This is a genomic window from Microbacterium sp. ZXX196, assembly GCF_009709595.1.
Classification (GTDB): Bacteria; Actinomycetota; Actinomycetes; order Actinomycetales; family Microbacteriaceae; genus Microbacterium; species Microbacterium excoecariae.
Genome location: NZ_WMEE01000508.1, coordinates 1 through 236 on the forward strand (window position 1 = coordinate 1; position 236 = coordinate 236).

1 protein-coding gene is annotated in these 236 nt (G+C 42.4%); it reads left to right on the forward strand.

Going from position 1 to position 236, the window contains the following annotated elements:
• Positions 1 to 236 (forward strand): TonB-dependent receptor plug domain-containing protein (locus tag GJQ66_RS13815; RefSeq protein ID WP_155049720.1); only part of this gene is annotated, 236 nt, incomplete at both ends.

Genomic DNA, 236 nt, shown 5'->3' on the forward strand with positions numbered 1-236 from the left:
GTACAGGTAACTCAAAATACAGGCGTATTAGGATCTGCTCCGCGTGTAAGGATTAGAGGGGTTAATTCCATTTCGTCTGGTACCTCTCCGCTTTATGTTATAGATGGTGTTCCTATGATATCTGGAGATACAGGCGGAGGATATGCTTCTTCTAATGCTTTGGCGGATATTAATCCAAATGATATAGAGTCTATGGAGGTGTTGAAAGATGGTGCAGCTGCAGCTATTTATGGTTC